Origin of the sequence: Arthrobacter sp. NPDC056886 (assembly GCF_042788715.1) — a bacterium.
Taxonomy (GTDB): Bacteria; Actinomycetota; Actinomycetes; order Actinomycetales; family Micrococcaceae; genus Arthrobacter.
This window is the reverse complement of sequence record NZ_JBHUBT010000003.1, coordinates 498,216-515,421: the sequence shown is the minus strand read 5'-3', so window position 1 is coordinate 515,421 and position 17,206 is coordinate 498,216. Positions and strand designations below refer to the sequence as shown.

Below are 17,206 nucleotides of genomic sequence, written 5' to 3'. Positions count from 1 at the left end.
CGCCAAGGTAGGCGAGCACGGCCTCCAGCTTCAGCTCAGGTGCATAGAACTTTTTCGTCGCCATCGAAACCAGCCCTTCAATTCCCTGACGACGATACTGCCCCACCAGCTTCTCAACAGTCGTGCTCGGCAGCCCCAGCTCCCGGGCGATCGATCTGCGCCCGTACCCCCGGTCAACCAACTCGGCCAGTCGACCGCGGACCTCATCTCCGTGTCGTGAATATCGGGCCATAAAGGAACTGCACCTCCGGAAGTCAGATTCTCAAATTCGAATCCAACTTTCGGGGTGCAGTTCACCATCGGCCTGGTCCCTCTACTGTTCCCCCTGCCGGGGCTACTTCCGGCCGATGAACCAGTCCTGGAGCTTCCGCAGACGGGTCTGCAGCTGATCCTCATTGGCCTGCGCGACGGGCGGACCGCCGCAGACGGTCCGGAGTTTGGTGTGGATGACGCCGTGCGGGGTCCCGGTACGGGCCGACCAGGCCGCGACGTTCTTGGCCAGCTCCGTGCGCAGGTCCATCAGCATCCGGTGGTCAGGCACGGCCGGGGCGGCCGCGGGGACGGCGTCCGCCTGCGGGGAGCGCTTGTTCTTCCGGTTCAGCTGCTCGTGCTGGCGCTGGCGCAACAGCGTGCCGACCTGTTCGGCGTCCAGCAGGCCGGGGATTCCGAGGAAGTCGAGCTCGTCCTCCGAGCCCACCTCACCGCCGGTGCCGAACTCGCCGCCGTCGAAGAGCACGCGGTCAAAGGACGCCTGGGAGTCGAGGGCCTCGAACTTGCCCTTCATCAGGGAGTCGGAGGCTTTCTCCTCCCGGTTCGCCTCGTCCATGAGTGAGTCTTCGGGATTGAAGAGGCCGTCGCTATCTTCCTTCTCCGGACGGTCCAGGGCGTGGTCGCGCTCGGCCTCCATCGAGTTGGCCAGCGCCATCAGCTGCGGCACCGAAGGCAGGAAGACCGACGCCGTCTCGCCGCGCTTGCGTGCACGCACGAAGCGCCCCACGGCCTGGGCGAAGAACAGCGGGGTGGAGGTGGAGGTGGCGTAGACGCCGACGGACAGCCGCGGAACGTCCACGCCTTCGGAGACCATCCGGACGGCCACCATCCAGCGCTTCTCGCTGGCGGTGAATTCCTCGATCTTGCTGGAGGCCTTGGCGTCATCGGAGAGGATGACGGTGGGTGATTCGCCGGTGATCTTCTTCAGCTGCCCGGCGTACGCGCGGGCGTCCTCGTGGTCGGTGGCAATGACCAGGCCGCCGGCATCCGGGACGCTGCGCCGGACTTCGCTGAGGCGTTTGTCCGCGCCGGCGAGGACGGCCGGGATCCATTCGCCGGCCGGGTTCAGCGCCGTGCGCCAGGCCTGCGAGGTGATGTCCTTCGTGACGGCCGACTCCCCGAGCGAGGCCGCCATCTCGTCCCCGGCGCTGGTGCGCCAGCGCATTTGGCCGGAGTACGCCATGAACATGACCGGGCGGACCACATGGTCTCGCAGCGCCTTGCCGTAGCCGTAGGTGTAGTCGGCCTTGGAGCGCCGGATCCCGTCGCGGTCCTCGGCATACTCCACGAACGGGATGGGCGAGGTGTCGGAGCGGAACGGGGTACCGGTCAGGGACAGCCGGCGGGCCGCGGGGTCGAACGCCTCGCGGAGGCCGTCGCCCCAGGACAGCGCCTCGCCGCCGTGGTGGATTTCGTCCAGGATCACCAGCGTGCGGGCGGCCTCGGTCTTGGCCCGGTGCAGCATGGGCTTGCTGGCCACCTGGGCGTAGGTCACGGCGACGCCGATGAACCCGCGGCCGTGCTGGCCGTCGGCGTTCTTGAAGTTCGGATCGATCGCGATGCCCACCTTGGCGGCGGCGTCGGCCCACTGGCGTTTCAGGTGGTCGGTGGGCGCCACGATGGTCACGCGGTTCACCACACCGGAATCGATGAGCATGGACGCCACGCGCAGGGCGAACGTGGTTTTGCCTGCGCCGGGGGTTGCGACCGCAAGGAAATCCTTGGGGTGGATGCTGAAGTAGCTGTCCAGCGCCTCCTGCTGCCAGGCGCGCAGCTTGGGGGCGGTGCCCCAGGCAGCCCGCTCGGGATAGGCGGGGGGAAGCGTGGGTCCGCCGAAAAGTGTCTCTGTCATTGAGGCGCCCTCCAACCATGCATGGCTGCAGCCGACGGAGAAACCCAAATAAGCACAAAAACACCAATCTATTTCGGATGGACCGTAGGGCAGTGCCCGGACAGCATGGACCGGCAGGCAGGGAACAGGGCAAGCAGAAGAACAGGGAAACAGGGAAACTGTGGCGGAGAGGCGCGCCGCCATGAAGAATCGCCGTCAGGGACGGCTCACGGAACCCGGTTGTTCGGTTAGTTCCGTTACTTGGCGTTACTTGTCGCCGGAGCCCTTGCCGCCGTCGTTCCCGGGGCGCAGGCCCTCGTAGACTTCCTTGCATTCAGGGCAGACAGGGAACTTCTGCGGATCCCGGCCCGGGGTCCAGACCTTGCCGCAGAGCGCGATGACAGGGTCACCGGTCAGCGCGGATTCCATGATCTTTTCCTTGCGCACGTAGTGCGAAAAGCGCTCCCGGTCACCGGGCTCAACTTCCTGGCGCAATTCCTCGCGCTCGATTGTTGCCGTAGACGTACCGGCTCCGGAGAGCTCGCGCATCGGATCGTTTTCGAGAGGATCGGTCATGCTAGTCATGACACCCATCTTAGCCGTTGGAAGTCCCCCCGCCGGACTTGGGCAACGCCGGACCCGGAGCTCAAAGCCCCTGCCAGGCAGGTTTGTGGTCATAGCTGTGGCGGTAGTAGTCCGCCAGCCGCAGCGACGACGCCGCCGCCTCGTCCAGAAGGATGGTGGCGTGCGGGTGCAGCTGCAGCACGGAGGCCGCGCAGATGGCGGCCACGGGGCCCTCGGCGAGATCCCGGACGGCCTGGGCTTTTTGTGCACCGGTGGCGACCAGGATGACGTGGCGGGCATCCAGGATGGTGCCCAGGCCCTGGGTCAGGACGTGGTGCGGCACGGCGGCGAGGCTGCCGAAAAACCGGGCGTTGTCCCGGCGTGTCTGCTCGATCAGGGTCTTGATCCGGGTCCGGGACGCCAGCGACGAGCCCGGTTCGTTGAATCCGATGTGGCCGTCCGTTCCGAGGCCGAGGAGCTGCAGGTCCACTCCCCCGGCGTCGTGGATGGCGTCTTCATACTCCTGGCAGGCCGCCGGGATATCCGCCGCGGCGCCGTCGGGCACGTGGACGTTGGCCGGGCTGATGTCCACGCGCGCGGTGAATTCGCGCGCGATCACCTCGCGGTAGGACTCAGGGTGGCCGGCGGGCAGTCCCACGTACTCGTCCAGGGCAAAGGCGCGGACCTGGCTGAAGTCCAGGCCGTCGCGCTGGTGCCGCAGGGCCAGCTCGGCGTAAATCGGCAGCGGCGAGGAACCGGTCGCCAGGCCCAGTACGGCGTCGGGCTTGCGGCGAAGAAGGGCCTCCATCGCATCCGCTGCAAGCGAGGCGACCTGCTTGCTGCCGGGAAGGATGACAACTTCCATGATCCCGCCTTTACCTCGCTTACCTGGCGTTTGGGTCCGCGCACTCCCAGCATGCACCCGTCAGCGGTGGACGGCCAGTTGCGCCAGCAGCTCCGGGCCCCGCCTGTCCAGCCATGCACCGCCGGCGCGGACGCCGGTGGCGAATAGCGCGAGGCCCAGCACCGGCCCGAGGGCCAGCGTGATCCAGCCCGGCACAGCGCTGCCGGTGATGAACTGCGCGGCCACGAGCGCCACTTCAGGCGCCACGAGGACCAGGAGCACGGCCATGCCGCCGAACTGGACGGCGAGGGTCTGGGCCACGTTGCCCGGCGGTTTCTTGAACGGGCTGTCGCCCGGCAGCGGGACGCTCACGGTATAGCGCGCGGAAATCACCGAGGCCAGGCCCAGGCCGGTGAAGAGGACTCCGAGGGAGAGGCCGAGGACCGCGGGCAGCTTGTCCCAGTCGCCGGTGAAGAAGAACGGTCCGACGCTGAAGATGAGCACCACGGGCAGTGCGAAGCTCAGGCACGCGAGTGCCCGGCCGAGCCGGTCGTCGGCCCCGCGCACACCGGTAGCCACGTGCAGGGCGAACGCGGTGCTGTCATAGGAGACGTCCGTGGAGATCGACCAGGCCAGGAGGAAGGCCGTCAGCGGCCCCACAAACTGGAACGGGCCATGGAACCCGCTCTGGCTGCCCTGGAAGAGCATCAGCACGGGCAGGAGCGGGACCACCACGAGCGCGCCGGCGTAGCGGGGGTCACGCAGCCAGTAGTAGAGGGACCTCGCGGCGACGGCGGCGGCCGGCGTCGCCGGGAGCAGCCTGAACAGGCCCGCGCCGCCGGTGCGCCGCTTGGAGGTCCCGGCGTAGGGCGGGGTCACCAGGGCACGCTGCAGCAGGAACTTCCATGCCAGGCCCAGACCCGCCAGTGTGGCCACGGCGATGAGGAATTTCACGGCCGCGGCCGCGTAGTTGCCGGCGGCGAACTCGCCGCCAAGCGCGAAGGCCGCTCCGGCCGGCGTCCAGGACAGCGTCCGGGCCAGGCCGGTCAGGAAATCGCCCGAACCCGCGATCCCCCTCGCGATGCCCGCCACGATGGGGCCCGTGAGCACGAGCGGGATCAAGAAAGCGACGGAACTGATGTCCTTGAAGCGCCGGGAGCTGGCCAGTCCGGCCGTGGCCGTGGTCACGACCTTGGAGAGCACGACGCAGCTCAGCACGCCCAACACGGCACCCACCAGGGCGCCGGCCGCGGCCGGCAGGCTGCGGGACCACGTGCCTACCGTGGCGAGTGCAACCAGCGAGGTTGCGATGCCCGGAATGCCGATCAGGCCGCCCAGCGCCAGCCCGGCCAGCAATTGCGGCATGGGCACGGCGAAGGTGGTGAAGCGGGCCGGGTCCAGGGTCATGTCCGCGGCGGAGACCGCGACGGGGATGATGGCCCAGCCCAGGAGCGCCGTTGCGCCGCCCAGGACCACCACGGTCTGGGCGAGTTCGATCTCCTGGCCGCGCAGCACGAGCAGCCCGGCGGCCAAAACCCCCACGATTCCCAGGGCATACAGGGCGCCGATCCCGAGGCCCACCAGCTGCCAGGGGCTGCGCCGGACGCTGTTGCGCAGCAGGGTCAGTTTGAGCCTCAGAAGGTGCGCAACCATTCCAGCCCTTCCGTGTGGTTCCGGCCGCCCACGAGCTCCACGAAGCGGTCCTCGAGGCTGGCTCCGGCACGGACTTCCTCCACCGTGCCGGCGGCGAGGACTCGGCCGCCCGCGACGACGGCGACGTGGTCGCACATGCGCTGGACAAGGTCCATGACGTGGCTGGAGACGATGACCGTTCCGCCCGAGGCAACGTAGCGGTCCAGGATGTCACGGATGTTCGCCGCGGAGATCGGATCCACCGATTCGAACGGCTCGTCGAGGACCAGGAGCCGTGGTGCGTGGATCAGCGCCGAGGCCAGCGCGATCTTCTTGGTCATGCCGGCGGAGTAGTCCACCACCAGCGTGCCCGCGTCATTGCTAAGGTCCAGGGCTGCGAGCAGTTCCGCCACCCGCGACGCCACCATCTCCCGGTCCATCCCACGCAGCAGGCCGGCATAGGTCACCAGCTGCTCACCGCTCAGGCGGTCGAACAGCCGGACGCCGTCGGGCAGAATTCCCATCAGCTTCTTGGCCTCCAGCGGATGCTGCCAGACGTCGACTCCGTGGACCAGGGCGGTCCCGAAATCGGGGCGCAGCAGGCCCGTCGCCATGGACAGCGTGGTGGTCTTGCCGGCGCCGTTGGGGCCGACCACCCCGTAGAAGGAGCCGGCCGGAACGTCCAGGCTGATGCCGTCGACGGCGATCTTGTCGCCGAAGCGCTTGGCGAGGCCGAGCAGGGACAGGGCAGGGACCGGCGAGGACGGGCCGGGCGGGGCTGGCTGTCCCTGCTGGCCAGGGGCTTGGAATGTCATGACGCCAGACTAACGCTCCGCCGGCGCGAAAAGGATCGTCCGCAAGGCGTAGGTTTTCACCCGCGGGAACCGGCCCCGCGGCCGGGCGTTCTAGAACAAATGCCGGGGTACGGCGCGCTCGTACTGGGGCGGCCACGCAAGGTCATGGCCGAGCTCGAACGCGGCCCGCAGCCACCAGTGCGGGTCCCGCAGCGCGGCCCGGGCTATGAACACGCCGTCGGCCTGCCCGGTGGCCACCGCGTGCTCGGCCTGCCCGGCCGAGGTCAGGAGTCCCACCGTGCCGGTCCTAACCCCGGCTTCACGCCGGATCCGGGCGGAGAAGCCGGTCTGGTAGCCGGGGCCCACGGGAATCTGCTGGTGGGCAACGGCCCCGCCGCTGGAAACGTCCACCAGGTCCACGCCGCGCTCCGCGGCGGCACTGGCCATCCGGACCGAAGCCTCGGCCTCGATCCCGCCCGGTGCCCAGTCCGAGGCCGAGATCCGCAGCAACAGGGGCATGGAGTCCGGGATGACCGCGCGGACGGCGTCCACCACAGCAAGCGTCAGCCTGTTCCGGCCCGCCTCGTCCCCGCCCCAGCGGTCCGTGCGGTCGTTGACCAGCGGGCTCTGGAACTGGTGCAGGAGGTAGCCGTGGGCGCCATGGATTTCGATCGTGTCGAACCCGACGTCGACGGCACGCACGGCCGCCGCGGCGAAGTCGGCAATCACGCCGTCGATCTGCGCTTCAGTCATGGCCGACGGCGGCGCGTAGCCGTCGAACGCGCCGGTGCCGGGGCCCACGGTGTCCCAGCCGCCGTCGGACGCCGGCACGCTGCCCTTCTTGCCGGAGAACGGCCAGTAGGAGGACGCCTTCCGGCCGGCGTGCGCCAGCTGCGTGCCGATCTTGGTCTCCGCGGTGCCGTGCCGGTGCACGAAGGAGGTGATGCGTTCCCAAGCCGCGGCCTGATGGTCGTTGTAGAGGCCGGCATCGCGGGGGCTGATTCTGCCCGCGGCGTTCACGGAGTTGGCCTCGGTAAGGATAAGGGCAGCGCCGCCGGTGGCAAAGGAGCCCAGGTGCATGAGGTGCCAGTCGGTGGGCACGCCCTCGCCCGTCCCGGGCTCGCAGCTGTACTGGCACATTGGGGAGACCCAGCCGCGGTGCTGCAGCCGCAGGGACCTCAAGTCCAGCGGCGCGAAGAGTGCCGATCCCACTAGAACAGCACCCGGGCCAGTCCTTGGCGGGCCTTGGCGACACGCGGGTCACCGGTGCCGACGACGTCGAAGAGTTCCAGCAGCCGGACCCGGGCGGTCTCCCGTTCCGGGCCGAAGTTCCGGCCAATGAACGTGACGATGCGGCCGAGGCCGTCCTCGATGTGGCCGCCGGCGATGTCCAGATCCGCAACGCCGAGCTGGGCCTCGAGGTTGTCCGGCTGGTCGGCGGCGAGCCGGCGAAGGTCATCTGCCTCCGGCCCCGTGAAGGCCTGCAGGCGCGCCATGAGTTCCACCTGCGCCAGGCCGGCCTTGGCCTCTGCGTCGGCGGGCATTTCGTTCAGGGCCTGCCGGTAGGCGGCGGCGGCGGCCTCGTAGTCGCCGGCCTCGATCGCGTCGAACGCTGCCTGGTGCAGCGGCGGCAGCGGCGGAGCCTCGGGTTCCCCGCTGCCGGGTCCGCCGGCGCCAATCTGTCCGGTCACGCCGTTGGCGGCCGCGACCTTGAGCAGTTCGTCGAACAGGCTGCGTACCTGCTGTTCTTCCGCGCTGCCCTGGAAGAGCGGAACGGGCTGGCCCTTGACGACGGCGACGGCGGTAGGCACGGCCTGGACCTGGAAGGCCTGGGCAAGTTCCGGGAAGACGTCGATGTCGGCGGCCCCGAGGACCAGCCGGCCGTCATAGCTCTCGACGATGCCTTCGAGGACCTCCACCAGCTGGCCGGAGCCGGGCGAGTACGAGGCCCAGAGGGCGATCACCACGGGGACCTGGGCCGAGAGCTCCACGAGCTCCTGGAAGTTGCCCTCGGTCACGTCCACGCGCAGCGGCCGGCCGGCGGCGCCGGCTGCCGGTGCGGGGGCCGCGGCGGCACCGGCCGGACCGGTGGGCGCAGGACCGGGCCCAGCCGGTGCCGGCGAGGTAGGCGCCGGCCGCTGTTTCAAGGCGGAGAGATCGACGGCGCCGCGCAGGTTCAGCGGGCTGGCGGCAACTGGCGGGACCGGGCGGGAAGCTGGCGTAGTCATAGCTCCACTCTAGCCATTGAAGCCCCGCCCGGCGCCACCGTCCCCGCCGGTGAGGGCTACTTGAAAGCAGCCCCGACCAGGCCCCGGGTGGCGGCCACGAGCTTCATCGGATCCTTGGAACCGGCCGGCGGAACATAGACCGCCACCGACTCGGCGAACTTCAGCACCATGCCGGTGCTGGTCTCCTTGCCGCCGGCCAGGGCCGCCGCGTCGTCGCCAATCGTGAGCTTGTCTCCGTCGGCCTTCGGGGTGCCGTCGAAGGAGAAGTTCAGGCGGCCCAGCACCAGTGCCCCGCCGTCGGCGGTACGGAACACGACAGTGTTCTCGGGGGCCACCTTGTGCGTGAAGGCGAAGGTGCCGTTGACGCCCGACTTGACGACGTCAGCCTGGTAGGCGAGCGTGTCCGCGATGTACGGGGAGGACTGGCCCTCGACGAGCTTGTCCTTGAAGGCGGAGGTGGCCGTGGTCAGGCGGTCACCAAGTCCGGCGAGGGCTTCGTCGCCGCTGTACAGCAGTCCTGTCTTGTCCGCGGACGCCATGGTCTCCGTGCCGGCCCGCCCGATCGCCGGGAACGTGGCGCCGGGCTGCAGCGGCGTGCTGCTGACCAGCTTGTAGTTCTCCCGCGGGGAGGCCTGGGTCAGGGTCAGCAGCTGCGGGACGACGTTGCCGTCGCCCTGCGTGACGGCCATGACGGAGCGGGGCCAGCTGCGCTTGTTGGTGACCACGGTGGTCAGCAGCTTCATGGAACGGACCGGCATGCGGGCCTCGTAGGAGCCGACCCGCGAGCGGATCTTGTAGTTCTGCGTGCGCACCTCGAGCTCGGACTTGGCCACGCGCGGCGCCAGCTTGGCGGCGTCCTTGGCGGCGTCTCCTGCATCGACGGCACCGGCAACCTGTTCCAGGACGCGGCGGAACTGGGCGTCCAGCAGCACCGGCGCATCGCCGGCCTGGTCGGCATCGGAGCTGCCCGGGGTCGCGTTGCTGGACGCCGGCGCAGACGTAGCTGGGGCACTGGACACCGGCGCGCTGGGCGACGGCGCAGGCGTCTGGCTGGCCTGGGCGGCCACGGATGTTCCGGCGACGGCGGCGGCCGTCAGCAGTGCCACCACGATGCCGGACCGGCGTGCCGTGCCGGCGCCCTTCTTCTGCTCGGGCGCTGTCTTCTCCGGCGCTGATTTCTCCGGCGTGGCCGGCTGCCGTGCTGTGTCGGGTGCTGCTGTGTCGGGTGCTGCGCCAGGTGCTGCAGTGCCGGGTGCGGCAGGCTGCTGCGTGCTTGCCGTCGAACCCTGTCCCGCGCGTCGTGCCGCGGCCTTGGCCTGCGCGCGGCGGGCGAACGCGCTGCCGCCCCCGTCGCCGCCGTCGCTCCCGCCGTCGCCGCTGCCGCCGTCGTCTGTCGGGTTGCCGGACCGGTTGCCTGACTTCGGCTTCAGGACCAGCAGCGCCGCGCCCGCGATGATCAGCAGGCCGCCGAGCACCATGAACGGAATGGCCCAGGGCGTGGACGTGTCGTTCGGGAACGTGATCGTGATGGAGCTCGGGGCGGGCTTGGTGCCGTCCGTCGCCAGCAGGAGGGACCAGTCGCCGTCGGCCGGCGCGTTCCACGAGTAGTTCATTTCACCGCTGGCGTTCTCGGTGCTGACCCAAAGGTCGGATCCGGCGGGTGAGGGCGCGGTGGCGTCGCCGTCGGTATGCGCCAGCTGCAACGCCTTGCCGTCCTCCGAGACGCCGGTGACGGTGTTGTGTGCCGTTTTGCCCACCCACGCGTCGACGTCGTCCGGCCGCCCGGCGGCCAGCAGGAAGGCACCCTCGCCCTTGACTTGGATGTTCACGGTCCCGGGGTGCAGCGTCCTCAGCTTCTCGTCGAAGACGGTCAGCGGCGCGGCCGTACCGGTCGGAGCCGTGGCCGTGATGGTCTCCGGAGGAGCCCAGAACGTCTTCTGGCCAATTCCGGCCAGCAGTGTCAGGAGGCCGAGCAGCACCAGGGCGACTGCAGTCTTGAAACGCAAAATACTACCAATCATCAGCGGACAGTTAGCTTCAATAGTAACCATTTTGTTACCCGCGAGTCAGATCGGCGGCCCGGCACACCCTCGCCCGAGGCTCCCTGGCCGGGTCCTCGCCCTTGCGCTGACAAGCCTGCTGATAGTGTTTGCGGTGATCATCACACCCGCGCCGCCTCAGCGGCGCCGCACGGAAATAAGGGCATTCAACGCAGTGACTGAACATACGGATTCGTCCGCCGCCGGACAAGAAGAGGCCCAGGAATCCGGCAGCCAGGAACGCGGCCCCGAAGAAACTGTCGCCGCCCCCCGGCCCACAACCTCCCGTCCTCGGATCGCCGTCGCGAATGTCCTCTTATCCGCGGCCCGCCGCCTGCGGCAGCCCCTGCCCGGAGCCCAGCCGCGAATCCGCTTCGAGATGCCGCCGGAGCATGAGGTCGAGCCCGGCTCCGAGGCGCCCTTCGGCAGTCCCGGTCCACGGATGTCCGCCCAGCACCCCCTTTACATGGGCTTCATGGGCACGGTCGGCGTCGGCATAGCACTCCTGGTCTACTGGATCGGTTCGAATACGACGCAGTTGCTCTTGTGGATCGTCACGGCACTCTTCATCACTTTGGGGCTGGACCCCGTGGTGCGCTGGCTCGAACGCCGGAATGTCCCCCGCGCCGCCGGCATCCTCTTGTCCGTATCCACCCTGGCCGTGGCGGTCGCCGCATTTTTCGCCACCCTGATCCCCACGATCGTGCAGCAGGTGACGCAAATCGTGCAGCAGGCGCCCAAATGGGTCCAGGAGTTCATTGACTCGGAGTTTTTCCGGAGCGTCGACAGCCAGTTCGGCATCCGGGACCGCATCAGCCAGGAGCTGGAGAAGTTCGTCAACAACCCGGAGGCCATGGGCGGCATCTTCGGCGGCGTTGTCGGCTTCGGCACTACCCTGGCAAACGGGCTCTTCGGCGCGCTGATCGTGCTGGTCCTGAGCCTGTACTTCCTCGCAGCCCTTCCCGCCATGAAGAAGTGGGGCTACCGGCTCGCGCCCCGCTCGCGCCGGGCCCGGGTTGAAGCCCTGTCCGAGGAAATCACTGGTTCGGTGGGCAACTACGTCATCGGCCAGGCCGCCGTCGCAGTGCTGAACGCCACCTTCGCCTTCATCGTGATGTCCATCATCGGAGTGCCGTTCGCCACGCTGCTGGCGTTCGTGGTGGCCCTGCTGGCGTTCATCCCGCTGGTGGGCGGCATGATTGCCGGGTTCCTGGTGACGATCGTGGCACTGACTGCCGGCTGGCAGACGGCGATTGTCTTTGCCATCTGCTATTTCGCCTACCTCCAGTTCGAGGCCTACTTCATCTCACCGCGGATCATGCAGAGGGCCGTGGCGGTGCCCGGGGCAGTCGCCGTCATCTCGGTGATCGCCGGCGGCAGCCTGCTCGGCGTGCTCGGCGCCCTGATCGCGATCCCCACGGCGGCAGCGATCCTGCTGCTGGTCAAGGAAATCTTCATCGCGCGCCAGGACAGCCGCTAATTGCTTCTTGCGCCAAACCAGGAAAGCCGCACCGTGGATCCACGGTGCGGCTTTCCTGCTTCGGTGCAGTTTGCCCTTTTCGGGGCGGCGCCGGCTCAGGCATGCGCCGTGGCGACCGGCCCGTCCCATTCCTGCGGCAGCTCGGTTCCGGCACTCGCTGATCCGGCATTCCCTGATCGGGCACTGCCGGGGATGACCTCGTCCACAATCTCGTTGAGCACCCGTCCGGCGTACTTCTCCCCCACCCACAGGTGCTTGGCGCCGTCGACCCCCAACACCTGTGCCTGCGGGACCAGCGCGAACCTCGCGGCCGCAGCCGCCGGCTGCAGGTAGTCGTCATGTTCGGGGACTAGCACCTTCAGCGGCTTGCCCGCCTGCGCCCATTCCTTCAGGTGCACGTCCGTGGCCCGGTGCAGCGGAGGCGAGAGCAGGATTGCCCCCTCGATCTCGGAGGCGACGGGCTCAGCCGCGCCGTACATGAGGGCCAGTTCGGTGCCGAAGGACCAGCCCACCAGCCACCGGTTCGGCAGTCCCCGGTCCACGGCGAACTGCACGGCGGCCTCGACGTCCATACGCTCGCCGATGCCTTCCTCGAAGGCTCCCCCACTGGTCCCCCGCGGCGATGACGTGCCGCGCGTGTTGAAGCGCAGCACGGCGATTCCGGCGAGGGCCGGCAGCCGGTAGGAGGCCTTGCGGTACACGTGCGAGTCCATGAAGCCGCCGTGCGTCGGCAGCGGGTGCAGCGTGATGAGTGTTGCCTTGATCTCGCCGGATTCGGGGATGGCGAGCTCGCCCACCAGGCGGTGTCCGTCCGAGGTGCGGAGTTCGACGTTCTCGCGGTGGGCCGGAAGGACGGTGGACGCGCGGATGGCGGTTGGCGCAGACGGCTGGGTGAAGACGTACGACGCGGGATCAAAGGTCATGTTGACCAGCTTAGCGATACCGGTAGCTCCGCGAAGTCCAGCAGTTGGTATGCCAGTGGCGCCGCTCGGCGAGACCCGCGGCGGCGCCAAAGAGGTGGTCCTCGGACCAGACCACCAGGTGGGCGATCCCCGGCAGCACGGCGGTGGAGCAGCCCGGGCAGATGTAGGTCTTCTCGGCACGGCTCGCGGTAATCGGGCGGACCATCCATTCGCCGTCCGGCGCGCTTTCCCGGCGGGCGAAACCTGAGCGGGCTCGCTCCAGGTCAAGCTCCGGCGCCGGGCCGTGCTTTGCTCCGGGGGCTTTGCCCTTGCCGGGCGCTGCGCTCTTGCCCGAGCCTGTCTTGGCAGAACTTGCGCGGCGGGGGCGGTTGGAACGGGGCATGCCTCCATTCTGCCCCAGCCCGGCTGCCACGCATTGCGGCACCGCCGGCGCCAGCCCGCCAAGCAGCCGCCGGACAGACCGTCCCGCCCGCCTAGTCCGGCGCCAGCCCGGGGACTCCGGCGCAGACGGTAGAGTGGACCGGGTGCGTTTAGTCATAGCCCGCTGCTCCGTTGATTACGTCGGCCGCCTCAAGGCCCACCTCCCGCTGGCCACCAGGCTCCTGCTGGTCAAGGCCGACGGCTCGGTCCTGGTCCATTCGGACGGTGGATCCTACAAACCCCTGAACTGGATGAGCCCTCCGGCGTCCTTGCGGGTCTCCACCCCGGAGGAGATCGACGTCGAGGTCGGCGTCGTCGAACAGTGGACCGTCCAGTCGGCCAAGACCGATGACCGGCTCATCATCAATATTCACGAGCAGCTGCATGACACGTCCCACGAACTGGGCCAGGACCCGGGCCTGATCAAGGACGGCGTCGAGGCGGACCTCCAGCGGCTCTTGGCCGCCCAGATCGAACTGCTCGGCAGCGGGTTCTCGCTGATCCGCCGCGAGTATTTCACCGCGATCGGCCCCGTGGACATCCTGGCCCGGGACGCAGACGGCGCCACCGTGGCCATTGAGCTCAAGCGGCGCGGCGACATCGACGGCGTCGAGCAGCTCACCCGGTACTTGGAACTGCTGAATCGGGACCCGCTGCTGGCACCGGTCCGGGGAATCTTCGCGGCCCAGCAGATCAAGCCGCAGGCCAAGGTCCTCGCCAAGGACCGCGGAATTGACTGCGTGACCCTGGACTATGACGCCATGCGCGGCGTTGACGACAGCGAATCCAGGCTCTTCTAAAGCCTCCTGCGGCAGCCTTTCCGGGGCGGTGATTCGCGTTAAGCGGTTCTTTGCACAAAATTTATGCATTTCTTCCGTTGGCCCGTTGACCTAACGCAAGTGTCATGAAATTCTTATACGAGTCTTTGTGTAGGTGTTATTCATGCTCGCAAGACATGTTGCGAGCGTGAAGCTCCTGCAGCCGCGGTCCGGGAATCCGGAACCGATGCCAAAGGTTCTTCTCGCAGAGTGACCTAGTCCGGTGTGAAGTGCGCCGGACTTATTCAAGATCCACAATGAGGAGAAACAAATGGCACAGGGAACCGTCAAGTGGTTCAACGCAGAAAAGGGCTTCGGCTTCATCACCCCGGATGACTCCGATGGCGATGTCTTCGTTCACTACTCCGAGATCCAGACCGGTGGCTTCAAGACCCTCGACGAGAACCAGCGCGTTCAGTTCGAGATCGGCCAGGGCGCCAAGGGCCCCCAGGCTACCGGCGTAACGCTGGTCTAGTCTCCCGTCGGGGAGTGCCTTAGGGCATTTCCGGCACCAGGAATGATCCCCGGCAATTATGCCGGGGATCATTTTTTGTGCATTGTTGGCGTAGCGTTTCGGGCACTCCCCTTTTGGGCGCGCCTCATTGGTCACGAGCATTGTTTTGCCGAATTGCCCAGCCACGAATGCGTTTGCGGCAGAGCCCAGAGCCGCGCCAGGGGTGCCGGGCAATAACCCGCCGTGCGATACCACGCACAATACCTCGCCGGACACTAACCCGCCGGAAGCAGCCGGCTAACGCACCAGGGTGCGCAACAGGCGCGCGCTCTGCCGGACGGACAACCCGGGAAGATATGCGCGGCTCAGGGCACGGCCCATCGCGGGCAATTGCAACGGATCCTGATAGTAAAGGTAAAGCGTGCGGTAGTCCGGCTTAAAGCGCGATTTGAACGTGGCCAGCGAGCGGAACCCGTAGACAGGTTCCAGGGCCCTGCCCACCACGTCCAGGATCCCAGCCAGACCCTCCGGCCCGGCATCGCGGTCCCCGGCAGCGTCTGCGGCAGGGTCTCCGGAGGTTCCTCCGGCAGCGTCTCCGGAAGTCTCGCGGGCAGTATCCCCGGCTTGAGCGTCCCCGCTGTCCCTGCGTCCGGCAGCGTCGTCGCCCGCACGGTCCTTCGCCAGCGGTGAGCCGGAAAGGGAGATCACCTCGACCGTGCGCTTAAGCTCCAGCACGGCGGAGGCAATGAGGAACTCCATGACGCCGGGGAAGGCGTCTCCGCGCCGGCGCATGAAGTCCAGCGTCCAGCTCACCAAGTGTCCGTCCTCGTACACCGGCAGCCAACTCGTAACACCCTGCACGCGTCCGTCGGCGTCCACCGCCAGGCAGCACAGCACCTCGTCGTCGTCGAGCTCGTCGATGCTGCCGAGCGTGAAACCCATCTCCGGCACGTGCTTTTGCGCCGCCCATTCCTCGGAGACTTCGCTCAGCTGGGCGCGCAGCGGGGCCGGGAATTCGCTGTAGCGCCCCCACACCGCACGGACGCCGGTTTTCGCGGCACGGTTCAGGGCCGTGCGGACGTTCTGCCACTCCTTGCCCTTGAACTCGAGTTCGCGCACTGCGAGCCTGGTTTCCTGGGCCACGGCCACCCGGCGGAACCCGCGGGCCTGGAGCATCGGCCAGAGGCCGGCGGTGCAGGAGTAGAAACACGGGATCAGTGCATGCTCGGCGCAGTAGCGCATGAAACCCCCCGCGGTTTCCTCGTGGAGTGCAGCAGGTCCGAAAGGCCCCGCCAGCGTCAACGCCACGTTGCCGTGCTGCTGATAAGCCACCCCGCCGCGTCGGTTCGGCGTGAACCAGTATTTGTTCGGTTCCCAGAGGGCCATCCAGGACAGTGAGTCTCCGCCCTGGCGGATCAGGTCACGGGCCGTGTCCCGGTCACCGGAGCCGACGTCGGTGCTGTTCAGCCCGGTGCCATGCAACCGGCGCCGCAGCACCAGCCAGACCGCCGCCAGGGCCACTCCCCAAAAAATGATGCCGGCGTAGGCGAACAGAAAGGACTCGACGGCGAACCGGTTCTGGAAGAGCCGGCTGTAGGCGCCGGGAATGGGCAGCGGCAGGTACTGCCGGGCGAGTTCCGCTGCCAGGCCCAGCACTCCCCCGTCGCGGTCAATCCCGCCGGCCGCCAGCCAGGCCACCGTGTAGGCGCCGGCGAGCCCCAGCCACGTGCCGCCGACCACAATGCCCAGGATCCGCCGGGCGCGCGGTGCCGTTTCCACCCGGAATTGCCGGCGGTTAATCCAGAGCAGCACAGCGAGCAGCAGCGGAACGGCCACGAGCGGAAGGACGTGGACGAAGCCGGAGCCCATGACGGCCGTGTGCGGCCGGTTGGGGTAGTGCGGAATGCGAGCGAACAGGGCGAGGTAGACGGTGGCCAGGGCTGTCACGCCGAGCTGGACGATGATGGCGATCCGCAGGGCCAGGCGGCGGCCCTGGCGCATACCGTCCGCGCAGATCAGCAGCAGGACCACGGGGACGACGGCCAGCGCCAGGCCCAGCGGACCGGCGAATCCGGCCCGGCCGGCCTCCAGGCAGCTGACGTCAACCGTTCCGCCGCAGTTTTCCTCCAGCTGGCCCAAGGTGGGCAGCGGGTTCAGCACGACGTCGCGCAACAAGGCCAGAGGCCCGGTGGGGCTGCTGACAGCGGCCGTGAGGATCGGTCCCACCGCGAAAATCGTTACCGTGAGCGCCAGCAGGTTGCGCGTTTCGCGTCCCGTCGAACGGTGGCGGTGCAGCGTCCCCCTGTCGTCCTGGATCCACCAGCCCGCGGCCAGGCCGACGAGGGCACCGGCCAGCCCCACGACCGTCTCCGGATGCCCGACGTAGAGCACCAACAGCAGGGACGCGGCCACGACGGCGGTCCGCAGCCGCCGCTGCCACAGCGTGGGCAGCAGTCCGCTGGCGGCCAGGGCCACGGCGAGGACGGCGGCATAGGGGCCGATCAGCCGGGCGTTGACCATGAGGCCGAGCCAGCCGTCGCCGATATACCGGGCCAGCTGGGTGATCAGCAGGAACACGGTCACAGCCGCGAACTGGCCCGCAAAGAAGAACACGGCCGTCCGCAGCGTCCCCAGATGCCGTTCAGCCAGGCCAAGGAGCGCGAGGATCATCAGTGATGCGGCGAGGTAGGCCAGCAAATTCGTGGCGAAGAACTGTGAGGTGAACAGGGACCACCAGTGACCCGCCCTCAGCCCCGGCGCATTGACGGAGGCGATGGGCAGCAGGGCCTTGGGCGGCCCGGAGAGAAAGCTGCCCGTGACGGCCCCGACGATCAGGAAGGTCGCGAGGACCGCCAGCGTGAAGGGTATGGCACGGAAGTGCGCCAGCGTCCGGCGCATGCCCTGCCGCC

15 protein-coding genes are annotated in these 17,206 nt (G+C 68.4%); 3 read left to right on the top strand and 12 right to left on the bottom strand.

Annotation, left to right across the window (positions count from 1 at the left end):
- From ACFRJ8_RS08090 to ACFRJ8_RS08050, 9 genes are all read right to left on the bottom strand, one after another.
- Positions 1-232 (bottom strand): helix-turn-helix domain-containing protein (locus ACFRJ8_RS08090; RefSeq protein ID WP_377985580.1); only part of this gene is annotated, 232 nt, incomplete at its 3' end.
- Positions 233-334: 102 nt separating this feature from the next.
- Positions 335-2,122 carry a DEAD/DEAH box helicase gene (locus tag ACFRJ8_RS08085; RefSeq protein WP_377985579.1) on the bottom strand — a complete coding sequence of 596 codons (1,788 nt, stop codon included), beginning with the start codon at positions 2,120-2,122 and terminating at the stop codon, positions 335-337.
- 246 nt (positions 2,123-2,368) lie between these two features.
- Positions 2,369-2,686, bottom strand: a complete 318-nt coding sequence (locus tag ACFRJ8_RS08080) for a DUF3039 domain-containing protein (protein ID WP_377985578.1) — start codon at positions 2,684-2,686, stop codon at positions 2,369-2,371.
- A gap of 61 nt (positions 2,687-2,747) precedes the next feature.
- Positions 2,748-3,530 (bottom strand): glucosamine-6-phosphate deaminase, encoded by a 783-nt coding sequence (nagB, locus tag ACFRJ8_RS08075; RefSeq protein WP_377985577.1) that lies wholly within the window; start codon positions 3,528-3,530, stop codon positions 2,748-2,750.
- 60 nt (positions 3,531-3,590) lie between these two features.
- The gene (locus tag ACFRJ8_RS08070; protein ID WP_377985576.1) at positions 3,591-5,162 is read right to left on the bottom strand and encodes a transporter; all 1,572 of its coding nucleotides are present in this window, start codon (positions 5,160-5,162) and stop codon (positions 3,591-3,593) included.
- On the bottom strand, positions 5,144-5,956 hold the full coding sequence (locus tag ACFRJ8_RS08065; protein WP_377985575.1) for an ABC transporter ATP-binding protein: 813 nt from the start codon (positions 5,954-5,956) through the stop codon (positions 5,144-5,146). The genes ACFRJ8_RS08070 and ACFRJ8_RS08065 overlap by 19 nt, the downstream gene beginning before the upstream one ends.
- Before the next feature lie 90 nt (positions 5,957-6,046).
- Positions 6,047-7,147 carry an NADH:flavin oxidoreductase/NADH oxidase gene (locus ACFRJ8_RS08060; RefSeq protein ID WP_377985574.1) on the bottom strand — a complete coding sequence of 367 codons (1,101 nt, stop codon included), beginning with the start codon at positions 7,145-7,147 and terminating at the stop codon, positions 6,047-6,049.
- A complete protein-coding gene (locus ACFRJ8_RS08055; protein ID WP_377985573.1) occupies positions 7,147-8,163 on the bottom strand; it encodes a co-chaperone YbbN in 1,017 nt (338 codons plus the stop codon). The genes ACFRJ8_RS08060 and ACFRJ8_RS08055 overlap by 1 nt, the downstream gene beginning before the upstream one ends.
- A gap of 56 nt (positions 8,164-8,219) precedes the next feature.
- Positions 8,220-10,184, bottom strand: a complete 1,965-nt coding sequence (locus ACFRJ8_RS08050) for a hypothetical protein (protein WP_377985572.1) — start codon at positions 10,182-10,184, stop codon at positions 8,220-8,222.
- A gap of 313 nt (positions 10,185-10,497) precedes the next feature.
- On the opposite strand from ACFRJ8_RS08050, the gene ACFRJ8_RS08045 reads away from it, so the two are divergent.
- Positions 10,498-11,682, top strand: a complete 1,185-nt coding sequence (locus ACFRJ8_RS08045; RefSeq protein ID WP_377985598.1) for an AI-2E family transporter — start codon at positions 10,498-10,500, stop codon at positions 11,680-11,682.
- Positions 11,683-11,777: 95 nt separating this feature from the next.
- On the opposite strand, the gene ACFRJ8_RS08040 is transcribed toward ACFRJ8_RS08045, so the two are convergent.
- Both ACFRJ8_RS08040 and ACFRJ8_RS08035 read right to left on the bottom strand, forming a co-directional pair.
- Positions 11,778-12,605, bottom strand: a complete 828-nt coding sequence (locus tag ACFRJ8_RS08040) for an alpha/beta hydrolase (RefSeq protein ID WP_377985571.1) — start codon at positions 12,603-12,605, stop codon at positions 11,778-11,780.
- A gap of 10 nt (positions 12,606-12,615) precedes the next feature.
- Positions 12,616-12,987 carry an ATP/GTP-binding protein gene (locus ACFRJ8_RS08035; protein ID WP_229995286.1) on the bottom strand — a complete coding sequence of 124 codons (372 nt, stop codon included), beginning with the start codon at positions 12,985-12,987 and terminating at the stop codon, positions 12,616-12,618.
- A gap of 142 nt (positions 12,988-13,129) precedes the next feature.
- On the opposite strand from ACFRJ8_RS08035, the gene nucS reads away from it, so the two are divergent.
- Together nucS and ACFRJ8_RS08025 are read left to right on the top strand one after the other, a co-directional pair.
- On the top strand, positions 13,130-13,825 hold the full coding sequence (gene nucS / locus ACFRJ8_RS08030; protein ID WP_377985570.1) for an endonuclease NucS: 696 nt from the start codon (positions 13,130-13,132) through the stop codon (positions 13,823-13,825).
- A gap of 289 nt (positions 13,826-14,114) precedes the next feature.
- On the top strand, positions 14,115-14,318 hold the full coding sequence (locus ACFRJ8_RS08025) for a cold-shock protein (protein ID WP_011692441.1): 204 nt from the start codon (positions 14,115-14,117) through the stop codon (positions 14,316-14,318).
- Positions 14,319-14,594: 276 nt separating this feature from the next.
- Here the strand turns inward: ACFRJ8_RS08025 and ACFRJ8_RS08020 are convergent, their stop codons facing one another.
- A complete protein-coding gene (locus ACFRJ8_RS08020; RefSeq protein ID WP_377985597.1) occupies positions 14,595-17,195 on the bottom strand; it encodes a bifunctional lysylphosphatidylglycerol flippase/synthetase MprF in 2,601 nt (866 codons plus the stop codon).
- Between the last annotated feature and the right edge of the window lie 11 nt (positions 17,196-17,206).